The following is a 13,340-nucleotide window of genomic DNA, read 5'->3' as shown; positions in this document are numbered from 1 at the left end:
CCAATCGCTCAGGCGCCTTCCGGAAAAACCGAACCCGTCAGAACGCGCCCAACCCGTTCAGCAGCACTATGGCGATGGCCACCGGCGCCACGAAACGGACGAGGAAGAACACGCTGCGGATCACCACACGCTGAACCGACGTTCCTGCTTCGGCGAGCCGCTTTTCGGGCGCCGCCAGACCATAGACCCAGCCGACGAACAGGCAGATCAGGATGCCGCCGACCGGAAGCAGGATGTTCGAGCTCAGGAAGTCGAACAGGTCGAACGGATTGAGGCCGAAGATCTTGTAATCGGCCATCACGCCCTGCGACAGCGCCGCCGGCACGCCGAACACGGCGATCATGGCGATGGTGCTGATCGCCGCCGCCTTCCTCGGCAGGCCGAAGCGCTCCGACAGGATGGCCACCACCACTTCGAGCAGGGACAGGATGGCCCCGACGCTGGCGATGGCCGTCAGCAGGAAGAACAAGGCCATGAACACGGTGCCGCCCGGCATCGAGGTGAACACGGCCGGAATGGTCATGAAGACCAGCGAGGGGCCGGCTGCCGGCTCGAAGCCAAAGGCGAACACGGCCGGGAATATGGCGATGCCGGCGAGCAGCGACACCGAGAGGTCGGCGAGCATCACCCGCGTCGCCGTCTTGGCGATGTTCTGGTCCTCGCGGAAATAACTGCCGTAGGTCAGCATGGTGCCCATGCCGAGCGACAGCTTGAAGAAGGCGAGACCGAGCGCCGTGAGCATCACCGCGGGGGTGATCTTGGCGAAGTCCGGGTTGAACAGGAAGGCCAGCCCGTCTCCGGCGCCCGACAGGGTCAGGCTGCGGACACAGAGGATCAGCAGCAGGATGAACAAGAGCGGCATCAGCCGGCGCGTCACCGCCTCAATGCCCTTGGAGACGCCGAAGGCAATGATGAAGCCGGTGAGGCCGAGCACCACCCACTGCCAGATCAGCGAAGACCAGGGGTTGGACACGAGCTGGCCGAACACCACCTCGGCCGCCTTCGGGTCGGTGGTGGCGATCTCGCCGGTCAGCGACTTGAAGATATAGGCGTAAACCCAGCCGGCCACCTCGGAATAGAAGGCCATGATGAGAAGCGCGGCGGCAAAGCCCATCCAGCCGATCGCCTTCCACCACCACTGGTTCCTCGGGGCCAGCTTGTCGAAGGTGGTGATCGCGTCGGCCCGCGCCGTCCGGCCGAGCATGATCTCGGAAATCATCACCGGCAGACCGACCAGAATGGTGGCTGCGAGATAGACCAGAAGAAAACCCGCGCCGCCGTTGGTGCCGGTCAACGATGGAAACTTCCAGATATTGCCGAGACCGACGGCCGACCCGAGGGTGGCCATCAGTGCACCGAACGTCGTGGTAAACCCGTCGCGACCTTGAGACATGTTCGCTTCGCCCCTGCCCAGTATTGTTTATTGGGCAAAGCTATCGTCTACCGGAGGACAGCGTTCAAGATAGGGTCCTTCACCACCCCTGAACCATCCTGTGCAAAAGGCAGGAATCGCGCCTAACGGCTTAGCGATCGGCAGCGCTGGCGGAGGCGGCTACCCCAGGACGGCAGGCGGGAGCAACGCCGCTAGCTGGCGATCGCGCTCGGCACCGGTGATCGCATGGGCCACCTCGTCCGGGACGCCCGTCGCGGAAAGAACGGCTTCGGCGAGCTGCAAGCTCGCCTCAAGCGGCAATAGAACGACTTTGGAGGCCCCTGATTCCAGCAACAGCCGGGCATGCTGCGTATCATGGGCACGGGCAAAGATCGGCAAATCAGGCCATTCCGCCCGGGCGACACGAACGACATCGGCGGCCGCAGCCGTATCGTTCATGGTGACGACGAGCGCCGCCGCCCTGCCGGTTCCAAGCCGTTTGAGGAGCGGACGATGGATGGCGTTGCCCCAATGAATGGCAACGCCGGTCTTGCGCAGGGCGCCCACTATGAGCGCATCCGAGTCGACCGCAGCAATCGGAATGCCCGCTTCCCGGAGCGCACCGCCAACCGCCCGGCCGACACGACCGTAGCCCGCGACCACGACGTGGCCGTCCTCTTCCTCCGGCGGCAGGTCGGGAACCGGCTTTTCGTTGCGCAGGAGGTGCGGGACGACACGTCGGGTAATGACGCCAACCGTCGGCGCAGACAGCATGGAGAGGCCAACCACCACCACGATCAGGCTACTCGCTTCCGTCGTGATCAGGCCGAAACCGCCGGCGATGCCGACCACGACGAAGACGAACTCACTTCCGCCGGCGAGCAGCAGCGACAACTCGGCCATCAGGGACTTGGGAAGTCCGATCGCCAGGCATACCGCCAGCAATACGGTCGCCTTGATGACCAGAAAGCCGATCAGTGCCCCGAGATGCAGGAAGGGCGCGGCAACGACGCGGTCGAGATCGATGCCAAGCCCGACGGATACGAAGAAAACGCCAAGCAACAGGCCCTTCACCGGTTCGATGTCGACGGCGATCTGATGGCGGTATTCGGTCTCGGAAACGAGGAGGCCGGCAAGAAAGGCCCCGAGCGCCAGCGACAAGCCGATCGTTTCCGTCAGAACCGCCGTGCCGATCGCCGTGACGAGAACGAGAGCCAGGAACAGCTCGCGGATGCCGGTTGCAATGACCATGCGAAACAGGGGGCGGAGCAGAAGACGACCAAGTGCCAGGATCACGGCGACGGCGATTGCCGCCTTGATCGCGGCGAAGGCCAGATCGAGGACGACGGGCTGCCCGCTCCGGTCGCCAAAGGCCTGTGTCATCAAGAGAATCGGGATGACCGCCAGATCCTGAAACAGCAGAACGGCCAACGCCGAGCGACCGAGGCGGCCGCCGACCGCGCCACGCTCGGCAAGGATCTGCATGACGATGGCCGTTGACGACATCGACAGGGCGGAACCGATGACGATGGCCGCCGGAAGAGGCAGGCCTGCCGTCAGCAGCAAGACGATCATGACCGTGGCCGTGGCAACCATCTGGGCGCCACCCATGCCGAACACCCGCACCCGCATCGCCCAAAGCCGATCGAGAGACAGTTCGAGGCCGATCATGAACAGCAGAAACACCAGCCCGAGTTCGGAGAGAACGGCGATTCCGGCACGATCGGTGATCAGCAGGAAGTCGATACCCGGCACCATTCCCGAAAAGCGCCCAAGTCCGCCCGGACCGAGCAGCAGGCCGATGCCGACGAAGCCGATGATCGGGCTGATGCGCAGACGATGCATGAAGGGCAGCACGACGCCGGCGGCCGCGAGAAACACCACCATTTCGCGGAGATCGAGCGCGGCGTTGGTCATCATCGAAAGTCCCCTGTGACGACCATCCTACAGGGACGCAAGTTGCTGAAGTGATAAGCAATGCGGCCGAAGCGCTATCCGCCCAACACCGACATGTGCCTCTTCAACGCCGGCTCCCGCCCCGGGCTCGTGCCGAACCCATGTGACTTGGGCTTGGCGGCAACAGCGCCGTGGATTGCATTCTCGATGGTCTCCAAGTCGGCGCCCTGACGCACGAGCCCGCGCAGATCGGTGGCGTCTTCGTGGCCCAAACACGTGTAAAGAGACCCGGTGGCGCTGAGGCGGATACGGTTGCAATCGCCACAGAAGCAGTGGCTCAACGCCGTGATGAAGCCGATCAGGCCGCCGGTGTTGGCCACTCGCACATAGCGCGCCGGACCACCGCTCGACTCGTCGGTGTCGATCAGCTTCCAGCGACGCTCGATCAGCCGTCGCAACTCGTCAAGCGGCAGATAATGATCGGCGCAATTGTTCCGGACCTCGCCGAGCGGCATGGTCTCGATGAAGGTGATGTCCAGATGCCTGTCCTGGGCGAACCGGACGAGAGCCTCGGCATCCTGCTCGATGTAGCCCTTCTGGGCCACGGCATTGAGCTTGATTGCCAGGCCAGCGTCGCGGGCCGCGTCGATCCCCTTCAGCACCGTATCGAGATCGCCGCCGCTGGTGATCTCGGCAAACCGTTCGGGATCGAGCGTGTCGAGCGAAACATTCAGTCGGCGCACGCCGCAGTCGGCTAGGCCGCGCGCATACTTGGACAGCAGCACGCCGTTGGTGGTCATGCAGAGTTCGTCGAGCGCGCCGGTCCGCAGATGGCGCGACAGCCCCTCGACAAGGTGCATGATACCCTTGCGCACCAAGGGTTCGCCGCCTGTGATCCGGACTTTCCGGATGCCACAGGCGACGAAGGCCGAGGTCAGAGACCCGAGTTCCTCGATAGTCAGCACGTCCTGACGCGGCGAGAAGGAAACGTCGCCGGCCATGCAATAGCGGCAGCGCAGGTTGCACCGATCGGTCACCGAGACCCTGAGATAGGTGATTTCTCGACCAAAGGTATCAACGAGTCTGGGCTGCATCATTCGCTCTCCGCGGCTCACTGAGGCTCATCGAAGCGCACGGCATCTCCGGGCGCTGGTAGCGGTCAGGCCTTGGGATCGTCGGCGTTCGGGAAGAAGAGCTGCTGATCGCCGATGCGATAGCCTGCGATCATCGCCTGCCCTTCCGGCGAGATGAGCCAGTCAATGAAGGCCTGACCGTCGTCGACCTTGACCGTCGGGATCTTCGTCGGATTGACCAGCATGACGCCGTATTGGTTGAACAGCTTCTTATCGCCTTCGACGACGATCCCGAGGTCGCCCTTGTTGGCAAAGGCGATCCAGGTGCCGCGGTCCGACAGCGTGTAGGCGACCATGGCGTTCGCGGTATTCAGCGTCGCCCCCATGCCCTGTCCGATCTCCCGGTACCATTCGCCCCGCACCGCCGGCAGATCGATGCCGGCCGCCGTCCAGAGCTTCAGTTCCGCGCTATGGGTCCCGGACTTGTCCCCACGAGAGACGAAGGGGGCTTTCTTCTCGGCAATCGCCTTGAAGGCGGCGGCAACATCCTTGCCGCCGGCGATGCCGGCCGGATCGCTCTTGGGTCCAACGACGACGAAATCGTTGTACATCACCGGGTAGCGCTTCACGCCGAAGCCGTCCTCCAGGAACTTGAGCTCCTGAGCCTTGGCATGCACGAAGACAACATCGGCGTCACCGCGACGGGCCGTGTCGAGCGCCTGTCCGGTTCCCTGCGCGATGACCTTCACGGTGATGCCGGTTTTCGCGGTGAACGCCGGCAGCAAGGCGTCGAAAAGCCCCGAGTCCTGGGTCGACGTCGTGGACGCGACCGTGATGAACCGTTCCTCGGCCTCGGCCGGATGGAACATGCCAAGGGCGACCAGCATGGACGCCGCAGCGGTGACGAAGGTACGACGCAGCATTGGGATTCTCCCGTTTCGTAAAGATGGAGCAGCCTCACCAGAACAGGCGATGTTCTAGGAAAGCCTTGGCTTCAGGGGTTTGCGGGGCTGTGAAGAAGCGCTCGGCATTGCTCTCTTCGACGAGCCGGCCGTTGTGAAAGAAGAGGATCACGTCAGCAAAACGACGCGCGAGCCCAAGGTCATGCGTGGTCAGCACGAGCGTGACGCCCCGCTCATGCAGGATCTCCAGCATGTCTTCGATCTGACGACTGGCGGTCGGATCGAGCGAGGAAGTCGGCTCGTCGAGAAACAACAGGTCGGGCCAGAGGCTCGCCGCGCGGGCAATCGCAAGCCTTTGCTGCTCGCCGCCGGACAGTACGCGCGCCGGCATGTCTGCCAGCGAGGAAAGGCCGAATTGCGCCATGGTCTCGGTCGCGATCCGCCTACGCTCCCTCCAGCCCACACCGGCCATGGCGAGCGCGTGCATAAAGTTGGCCCGAACCGACCGGCGGAGCATCACCGGCTTCTGGAACACCATCGCCTGCTTGCGCCGGTTGTCGGCGGCGGACGCCGGACGGGTAAACTCGATGCTGCCCGAGGTCGGCGGAACCAGTCCGTGGCAGGTCTTGAGAAACAGCGACTTGCCCGCACCATTCGGGCCGAGAATGACATTGCGCTGGCGGTTCTGAATGCGGGCGATGGGAACGTCGAGAAGCACCCGGCCATCCCGCTCCAGGCGGAGGTCGCGCACGATCAGCGGCAGCAGAGACGTGGTATCGCGCATCAGCTTTTCCCTGAAAACCGCGCGCCGACGCGCGAAATGCCATAGGCGAGACTGTTGATGGCCAGCGTCAGGCTCATGAGGACGACGCCGAGCGCCATAGCGAGCGGCAGATCCCCCTTGGAGGTTTCAAGGGCGATCGATGTGGTCATGGTGCGGGTGAAGCCGGCGATGTTGCCGCCGACGATCAGGATGGCGCCGACTTCGGCGCTGGCGCGGCCAAGACCGGCGAGCAGCGTCGTCACCAGCGAGAAGCGCGCGTCCCACAGCAATGTGGGAATGGACCGCAGCCGCCCGGCGCCGAGCGACGTGAGGTGATCCTGATATTCGGTCCAGAGATCCTCGATCGTCTGCCGGGTCAGTGCGACGATGATCGGCAGCACCAGGACGAACTGGGCGATCATCATCGCCTTCGGCGTGAACAGCAGCCCCATGTCCCCGAGCGGTCCGGAGCGCGACAGAAGCAGGAAGATGGCAAGGCCGGCGACGACGGGCGGAAACCCCATCATCGTGTTGACCAGAACGATGATCACCGTGCGACCGGGGAAACGGGACAAGGCCAGTGCCGCCCCAAGCGGCAGACCGACAAGCCCGGCACAGGTGACGGCCGTGATCGTGACCTGAAGCGACAGGAAAATGATCCCCAGAAAGTGCCCGCCGTCGCCAAGGAGCAACGACAAGATCGAAGCGGTGGATATCGCGTCCTGCTGCATGCCTCGTCCCACGTAGTTTTACTGGGTATAATTTAGTCTTATGTGGTCAATGGCAGTCCGATTAGGCGTTCATCACGGTATTTTTCTGGTTTAGGAAGCAAGACATTCGGACAAAACATGCCAGAATACGCCTATAGTCTAAGCGTCACCGATGGTCTGAGACGTTTTTAGTCAATAGGCGCGCAACTTCCCTCCCACTCCCTATCCTCGCTGGCAGGTTTCTCCTCCTGACCTGACCATTACTCACTGCACTTACCTTGGCCTCGGCAGAAAGGCTGTCGCCTAGGCGACAAATCCCAACACGTAAGTTTTCTTCCCAAGTCCAGTATTGCGACGGGCAACCTACGTCTCCTTCAGCCGCGACGTGGATCGCAGGCGTGCCCCGGCCGGGACCCGCGTCCGGCCGTTTTCATCAGAACGATGTCTTTAGGATCACAGCGCGCGCTGCAGCTCCGCCCGAAGCCTGTCGAGATCGGGGATGTCGAGGGCGCGCGGGTTGGTCCGGCGGATGTCGCCGGACCGGATGAGTTCGGCAAGAACGGTGGAAACGGACTGTCGCGCCGCCCCGATGGCGGTTGCCAACTCATCGCCGGTGGGGGCCGGATCGATCGTGATCCCGGCCGGCGTTTCACGACCGCTGCGTTCGGCGAGGGCGGAGATATGCCGGATCACCCGGTAGCGGACGCTTCGGAAGGCCATGTCGCCAACCATCGACAATGACCGGCCCAGAAGCCCCTCGATGACCGACAGGACGCAGCGGCCGAACTCCGGATAATCGCGAACGAGCCTTTGGAAGACCGCCCGCGGAACGATGGCCGCGTCGCCATCGGCACAGACTTCGACGGCGAGGTCGGCCCGAAGCGGCAGCGCGTCGCCACAGCCGAGCGTGAACAGCGTCAACTCCCGCCCGTCGTGCGAGGCGAAGCAGCGATAGCGACCGGAGGCGACGATCAGAATGGCCTCGCCACACTCGTCCAGCAGATCGGCTCCATAGATGAGCTGGCCTGCCGTCATCGGACGAAACCTGAGCGTTCCCCGCCCTTTGATCTGCTCCAGCGCCAGGTGGGCGCGCATGTCCTCGCGGCCGGTCTCCGTGTAGGCCGGGGCTTTCGGGTCGTGCTGCCCGGATGGAGCGGGGCGGGAACGAGAGCTCTGCGGCAGTTGCAGGCGCGCAAAGAACTCCGCCCCTTCCGCCGAACGGAGCCGACACTCGCCCGACGATGCTGTTCGCTCGATGACGTCGTAGCCGGCTGAGAAGAGATGCTGGAATCGAGCCGTCCCGATCGCCGACCAATCGTGGCCGAGAAGCTCCAATGCGGCGCGATTGGCGCCGATCAGGCGATCCTCGTCGAAGGCCAGCAGGCCATCGCGGGGGCCGCCGAACATGTACTGGTTGGAATGGAAGCGGAGTTGCGCGTGCCCGGAAAAGCGCTGATCGAACAGGCGACGCTCGATTTCGATCACCGAGCGTTTGAGCAGCGGCAGCAGATAATCGTGGGTCACGGTGAACGAGGTCGAGACGTCGAGAACGCCGGCCAGCACACCCGACGGATCGAGGATCGGCACCGCCGAGCAGCTCAGGGAGGTGTTCAGACAAAAGAGATGCTCGGCGCCGATTACCGAGAGGGCAACCCTTTCCAGGGCCACAGTGCCAATGGCATTGGTTCCAATCGCCTGCTCGGACCAGTCGACGCCTTCATTGAGGCCCAACCGGTCGGCATCGTCGGAAAAGGCGCCCTCGCCCATGCGGCTCAGCACGATGCCCGAGGGATCGGTCAGGACCACCACGCCGCCACGATCGTTCAACTCGTGCCCCAGCGACGCCATTTCCTCTCGCGACGCCGCGATGAGATCGGCGTGGCATTCCCTGAGGCTCCTCAGCCCCGATTCCTCCAGCCTGTCGCGCTGCCGAGCCGACGCCGGCGGCGCGAAGCCGAACTGGCTGCTCCTCTGCCATGACCGGACAAGAGGCGTCGGCACGCCCTCCGGAACGGAACCGGTGGACAGGAAGCGCGACCGCGCCGCCAGAATCTGGCCGTGATGCGGCAAGCGGCCAACGGGGTTGCTCGGACCGGACTGCCTTGCCGAAGAGGCGCATTGCTCGCAGTTGGGGTCGGTGCCGCAAGCCGGGCCGCAGTTCGGCGCATGGTTTCCCATTGGCAGGTTCATCCGAGCCAACTCCTGCACAGAACCGAAGGGGATGCCGAACCCGCTGCGATGCTCATCGGATGCGGCCCTCAGGTGAGCTGGCTATAGGCGAAAAAGGAAATCGGATCGCCGACCCGAACGTTCGTACAGGCTTCGGGAAGCTCGACCATCCCATCGGTCCGGGTCAGCGAGGTCAGAACTCCGGCACCGTCGACGGGGTACTTCTTGGCAATGGCCGGCCCCTCCGAGCTTTCGAGCGACACGCGAACATACTCCCGGCGGCCGGCCTTCTTCCTGTAGTCGAACCCCGAGATAACGGTCATGGCGGCGATCGGAGCCGGTGTTCCGCCCGACAGCGCGATCACCAGCGGCCGCAATACATGGGCAAAGGTGACGAAGACCGCCACCGGGTTGCCCGGAAGCCCCACCAGCGGCACACCATTGATGATGCCCATAGCCAAGGGCCGTCCCGGCTTGATGGCAAGACGCCAGAAGACCATCGAACCGCTGGCGGTGATGGCGGCCCTTACGTGATCCTCTTCGCCGGTCGAAACGCCGCCGGAGGTCACGATGAGGTCATGCGCGTGAGCGGCTTCGCCGAGACGCGCGGCCGTGGTGTTGCGATCATCGGGAAGAATGCCGAGGTCGGACACCTCGCATCCGGCCCGCTTCAGCATGACCTGGAGCGAAAAGCGGTTGGAGTCGTAGATCGCCGCGGCTCCGAGTGTCTGTCCCGGATCGCGCAGCTCGTTGCCGGTGGAGAACACCGCCACGCGCGGCCGCCGGCGAACCTCGACGGCGGTAATGCCGAGCGCAGCCAGCAGCGCGATGTCGCGCGGCTCCAGCCGCCGGCCGGCTGGCGCGGCCACGCTTCCGCGGGCGATATCTTCTCCCTTCGGGCGGCAGTTGGCACCCTTGCCGAGCCCCGGCGGCAGCTCGACGCCACCATCCTCACGGACCGTCACGTCTTCCTGCATGAACACGGTGTCCGTTCCGGGCGGCATGGGCGCGCCCGTGAAGATGCGCGCCGCCGTTCTCCCGGCAATGGGGGTGGATGCCGCCTGCCCCGCCGCGATCCTGGCACCGACCGGCAGTACGGTAGGCCCACTAGCCGCGAGATCCGCGTGTGCCACCGCGTAGCCGTCGACGGCCGAGTTGTCGAACACCGGCAGGTCGATCGGAGCGATCACATCCGAGGCGAGGAACCGACCGTCGGCATCGATCAGGCTCACCTTCTCGGTTTCGCTGAGCGGCGGAATCCGGGCAGCGACCAGCGCCAGGGCGTCTTCAACCGGCATCAGCTCACCGCCGAAAGCGAAGGCGTCCGAACTCAACTGCACCATGACCTCGACTCTCCGCTTCAATCCGTGTGTTGTCCGCCGCCTACCATAGCCTGAGAAAGCGCCTTGTCCGCAACGCGTCCGTCGCTTTCACGACGATAGGCCCGGGCCAGCAACTCGACGGGATGGGACACCGGCCTGTCCTGCATTTGCGTGAACTGCAGCCGGCAGGCCAGGCACTCCGTGACGATCCGATCCGGCGCCGCCGTCGCGATCCTCTCGATCAAACCGCGCCCCATGGCCAGCGACGCGGCATGGAAGTCCCTCTTGAACCCCATGATGCCACCGAGGCCGCAACAGTCCATCGGCTGCCCCACCGGCGAAATGTCGGACTGCGGCGCCTCTTCGAGCAGGCTCAGCCACGGCCGACCCATGTTCTGTTCCCGGAGATGGCAGGGCGGGAAATAGGAGAGCTTTTCCGACGGCTCCATGGGCGGCAGGCGCAAGGCTCCCTCGTGGTCGAGGGCTCTGAGATACTCGCCGAGCTCGAAGACATGCGCGGCCACCTTGATCCGCTGGTTGGCATCCCAACCGGCAAAATAGCCCACGTCCCCGCCATCGGCCTCGGCATGCAAGCCGAGATTGTAGTTGATCACCCAGGGCGCCAGAAACTCGGATGCGACGCTGCTGGTGCGGCCGGATGGAGCGGCGACCTCGGCCGTGAGCGCATTGGCGATAGCCCCGGTATCGCCGCCGCATTCAACCGCCAAGTCCCGGATGCGATCGCGATAAACAGGTGAGAACTGAGCATCGCGCGCCAGGACCGACTTGAACATGAAGGAGCAGGTTGGGCAGGCCGTCACGATGTCGTAGCCGTCCTCGACGCACTGCTGAAGAACCGGCAGGTTGGCGGCGACAAGATCAAGCGTGAACGGCTTGTCGCCTTCGAGGTAGGTGGGCATGCCGCAGCATTTCTGCTCCGGCACGTAGACGGTGACGCCGTTTCTTTCCAGCACCTCGATGGTCGCCTTGGCCACATCCGGAAACATGTAGCGCGCCGTGCACCCGACGAAATAGGCAACCTTGCGCCCCTCCGCCGGCTTCGGGCGGTCGAGGCCGCGCCGCCTGACCCATTTCGCCAGGCGATCTCGCGGAAACGACGGCATCTTGCGGTCCGGATGGACGCCGACGAGCCGCCGGGCCATCCGCCCGAGCAGCGGGTTTCTCATCACGATGTCGACCAGCGCCGGAAAGGTGCCGCAGAGCCGGCCGACCAACTGGACGTTCTCGATGAATCGGGTGGCAAGCGGCAGGCCGTCCCGTTCCACGAAAGCGTCCTTGGCCCGGCGGATGTCGCTCTGAACGGGACGGCAGGGACACTGGCCGCAGGCGTTGCAAAGGTCGATGAGTTCGGCAAGATCCTGCCCCGATACCGGCTTGCCGCCCGACTTGGCGCGGTCGGCAAGGTGGAACAGGCGCGGGAAATACTGGCAGGGCGCGTCTTCCATCAACTCGCGGCACTGTTCGCAGTTGATGCAGATCGTCATGGCGGCGCGCGCCAGCAGTTCCGGCTTGTCGAGGGTCATTGGTCCTCGTCTTTCTTGGTGTCGTTGTCCGTGTCCGAAAAGACCATGCCGAAGGGCTGCGCCGGCTTCGTCTGACCATGGATGCCGAGCAACAGACGGTGCGGCCCCGGCACGCCCGGCGGGACCAGGGCAACGCGATCGCCCGGATGGATGATCGCCTCCTCGACGGCGATGGCCGAGCGATTGACGATGAACGATTCCACCTTGGCGCTCTCGATCGACAGGAAGCGCAGCAGCTCCTCGCCCGTCATGTCGGTCTCGATCTTGAGAAAATGCGGGATCGACCAGCCGCGGTCACCGAACAGCTTCCGCAACCCCATGAAGGCAATGAGTTCTATCTCTCCGCCCATGCGAGCACCTCAGCCTTGTCCGAACACGGGAGACGCCGGATTTCGGTAGTAATCGACGAGGTCGAAGCCCATGTCGCGGATGTCGACCATCAGGAGACGCCCGATCAGCGGCGTGCCGACGCCGGTGATCAGCTTCAGTACCTCGCAGGCGGCAAGCGTGCCGAGCACGCCAACAACGCCCCCGAGAATGCCGACTTCCGAACAGGTGAGCGCGGCTGTTTCCGGCTCTCGCGGCATCAGGCAGCGCCAGCTCGGGTTAGGCTGGCCGTTGGTGTCCATCGCATATGGCAACAGAGTCGTCACGGACCCGTAGAATTCCAGCACGCCGGCCGTGACCAGCGGTTTGCGCCGGGCATAGGCGGTGTCGGCCACCAGAAAGCGGGTCGGAAAGTTGTCGGTGCCATCCACGACGTAGTCGTAAGCCCCCACAAGCTCACCGACATTATCCGCATCGAGTCGAAGCGGATGCAGTTCGACGGCAACATTGGGATTGATGGCGGCAATCCGCTCGCGGGCGCTCTCGACCTTCAGCTTGCCGACATTCTCCGTCGAGTGCACCACCTGCCGCTGCAGGTTGGAGAGGCTGACCCTGTCGTCGTCGACGAGGCCGAGTGTGCCGACGCCGGCCGCCGCCAGATACTCGATCACCGGCGATCCGAGACCACCTGCGCCGACGCATAATACCCGAGCGGCCTTGAGCTTGTGCTGGCCTGGGCCACCGACGTCCCTGAGCAGGATATGCCGGCTGTAACGCTCGAGCTCCAGTTTGGATAGCAAGGTGCCCCCTCCGACTTGCCTGGCTGAAACGGCTGAGGAGGCCCATGTCGGGCCTCCTCCACGTTCGTTCCGGTTGCTCCACGAAAAGCACGCGTTGGGGGCGCGTACTCCACGACTAAACGCACCTAGGAGGAAACGAGCCTAGCCCCCTCCGAGGAGGGGAAAGAGCGCCAGAACGTCGCCTTCTTCGAGCACGCGATCGAGTTCGGCCGCGCGCCCGTGAATGAAAATCATGCCGATCAGGCCCGCCTCGATTTCAAGCTCCGCCGCCACGTCGGCGACGGTAGTTCCCGGCGGATACTCCCGCCGGGCCTCCTTGAAGCGGTTCTCGCGAAAGGTCGCGAAGAGCTTGACCGTGATCCGCATGACCATCTCATCTCAGAACGCATTCTGCGAATGCGCTCCATCCACTAGATTCAGCGCAGTTTCGGACGCAAAACCGGTCCCCACTTTTGCTGAAAC

Annotated in this window: 12 protein-coding genes; all 12 read right to left on the bottom strand. The window is 64.2% G+C overall.

Going from position 1 to position 13,340, the window contains the following annotated elements:
- Positions 1-37 precede the first annotated feature (37 nt).
- The 12 genes from CXZ10_RS03370 to CXZ10_RS03315 all read right to left on the bottom strand — a co-directional run bounded on the left by CXZ10_RS03370 (position 38) and on the right by CXZ10_RS03315 (position 13,244).
- Positions 38-1,393: a sodium-dependent transporter gene (locus CXZ10_RS03370; RefSeq protein ID WP_101287520.1), complete on the bottom strand. Its 1,356-nt coding sequence runs from the start codon at positions 1,391-1,393 to the stop codon at positions 38-40.
- Positions 1,394-1,552: 159 nt separating this feature from the next.
- Positions 1,553-3,292 (bottom strand): cation:proton antiporter domain-containing protein, encoded by a 1,740-nt coding sequence (locus tag CXZ10_RS03365; RefSeq protein ID WP_101287519.1) that lies wholly within the window; start codon positions 3,290-3,292, stop codon positions 1,553-1,555.
- A 71-nt stretch (positions 3,293-3,363) separates the two neighbouring features.
- Entirely contained in the window at positions 3,364-4,365 is a 1,002-nt protein-coding gene (moaA, locus tag CXZ10_RS03360; protein WP_101287518.1) for a GTP 3',8-cyclase MoaA, read from the bottom strand.
- Between the two features lie 62 nt (positions 4,366-4,427).
- Positions 4,428-5,228, bottom strand: coding sequence for an ABC transporter substrate-binding protein (locus CXZ10_RS03355; RefSeq protein WP_244617112.1), 801 nt, complete (start codon positions 5,226-5,228; stop codon positions 4,428-4,430).
- A 70-nt stretch (positions 5,229-5,298) separates the two neighbouring features.
- Positions 5,299-6,027 carry an ATP-binding cassette domain-containing protein gene (locus tag CXZ10_RS03350; protein ID WP_101287516.1) on the bottom strand — a complete coding sequence of 243 codons (729 nt, stop codon included), beginning with the start codon at positions 6,025-6,027 and terminating at the stop codon, positions 5,299-5,301.
- Positions 6,027-6,737, bottom strand: coding sequence for an ABC transporter permease (locus CXZ10_RS03345; RefSeq protein WP_101287515.1), 711 nt, complete (start codon positions 6,735-6,737; stop codon positions 6,027-6,029). Before CXZ10_RS03345 ends, CXZ10_RS03350 begins: the two co-directional genes overlap by 1 nt.
- Before the next feature lie 432 nt (positions 6,738-7,169).
- A complete protein-coding gene (locus tag CXZ10_RS03340; RefSeq protein WP_101287514.1) occupies positions 7,170-8,906 on the bottom strand; it encodes a helix-turn-helix domain-containing protein in 1,737 nt (578 codons plus the stop codon).
- Positions 8,907-8,974: 68 nt separating this feature from the next.
- The gene (locus CXZ10_RS03335; protein ID WP_101287513.1) at positions 8,975-10,228 is read right to left on the bottom strand and encodes a molybdopterin molybdotransferase MoeA; all 1,254 of its coding nucleotides are present in this window, start codon (positions 10,226-10,228) and stop codon (positions 8,975-8,977) included.
- 17 nt (positions 10,229-10,245) lie between these two features.
- Complete coding sequence (locus CXZ10_RS03330; RefSeq protein ID WP_101287512.1) at positions 10,246-11,751, bottom strand: heterodisulfide reductase-related iron-sulfur binding cluster; 1,506 nt, start codon at positions 11,749-11,751, stop codon at positions 10,246-10,248.
- The gene (locus CXZ10_RS03325; protein WP_180335836.1) at positions 11,748-12,101 is read right to left on the bottom strand and encodes a ubiquitin family protein; all 354 of its coding nucleotides are present in this window, start codon (positions 12,099-12,101) and stop codon (positions 11,748-11,750) included. The genes CXZ10_RS03330 and CXZ10_RS03325 overlap by 4 nt, the downstream gene beginning before the upstream one ends.
- A 9-nt stretch (positions 12,102-12,110) precedes the next feature.
- Positions 12,111-12,878: a HesA/MoeB/ThiF family protein gene (locus tag CXZ10_RS03320; protein ID WP_101287511.1), complete on the bottom strand. Its 768-nt coding sequence runs from the start codon at positions 12,876-12,878 to the stop codon at positions 12,111-12,113.
- A gap of 141 nt (positions 12,879-13,019) precedes the next feature.
- The gene (locus tag CXZ10_RS03315; protein ID WP_101288340.1) at positions 13,020-13,244 is read right to left on the bottom strand and encodes a MoaD/ThiS family protein; all 225 of its coding nucleotides are present in this window, start codon (positions 13,242-13,244) and stop codon (positions 13,020-13,022) included.
- Between the last annotated feature and the right edge of the window lie 96 nt (positions 13,245-13,340).

It is taken from the genome of Pleomorphomonas diazotrophica (assembly GCF_002844595.1).
GTDB lineage: Bacteria > Pseudomonadota > Alphaproteobacteria > Rhizobiales > Pleomorphomonadaceae > Pleomorphomonas > Pleomorphomonas diazotrophica.
The sequence above is the reverse complement of the archived record's forward strand: the minus strand, read 5'-3'. Positions and strand labels throughout refer to the sequence as shown.

Excerpts from the sequence above, each read along its gene's own strand:
- CXZ10_RS03370 (WP_101287520.1), bottom strand. The coding sequence starts at position 1,393 with ATGTCTCAAGGTCGCGACGGGTTTACCACGACGTTCGGTGCACTGATG.
- CXZ10_RS03365 (WP_101287519.1), bottom strand. The coding sequence starts at position 3,292 with ATGATGACCAACGCCGCGCTCGATCTCCGCGAAATGGTGGTGTTTCTC.
- moaA (WP_101287518.1), bottom strand. The coding sequence starts at position 4,365 with ATGATGCAGCCCAGACTCGTTGATACCTTTGGTCGAGAAATCACCTAT.
- CXZ10_RS03355 (WP_244617112.1), bottom strand. The coding sequence starts at position 5,228 with ATGCTGGTCGCCCTTGGCATGTTCCATCCGGCCGAGGCCGAGGAACGG.
- CXZ10_RS03350 (WP_101287516.1), bottom strand. The coding sequence starts at position 6,027 with ATGCGCGATACCACGTCTCTGCTGCCGCTGATCGTGCGCGACCTCCGC.
- CXZ10_RS03345 (WP_101287515.1), bottom strand. The coding sequence starts at position 6,737 with ATGCAGCAGGACGCGATATCCACCGCTTCGATCTTGTCGTTGCTCCTT.
- CXZ10_RS03340 (WP_101287514.1), bottom strand. The coding sequence starts at position 8,906 with ATGAACCTGCCAATGGGAAACCATGCGCCGAACTGCGGCCCGGCTTGC.
- CXZ10_RS03335 (WP_101287513.1), bottom strand. The coding sequence starts at position 10,228 with ATGGTGCAGTTGAGTTCGGACGCCTTCGCTTTCGGCGGTGAGCTGATG.
- CXZ10_RS03330 (WP_101287512.1), bottom strand. The coding sequence starts at position 11,751 with ATGACCCTCGACAAGCCGGAACTGCTGGCGCGCGCCGCCATGACGATC.
- CXZ10_RS03325 (WP_180335836.1), bottom strand. The coding sequence starts at position 12,101 with ATGGGCGGAGAGATAGAACTCATTGCCTTCATGGGGTTGCGGAAGCTG.
- CXZ10_RS03315 (WP_101288340.1), bottom strand. The coding sequence starts at position 13,244 with ATGCGGATCACGGTCAAGCTCTTCGCGACCTTTCGCGAGAACCGCTTC.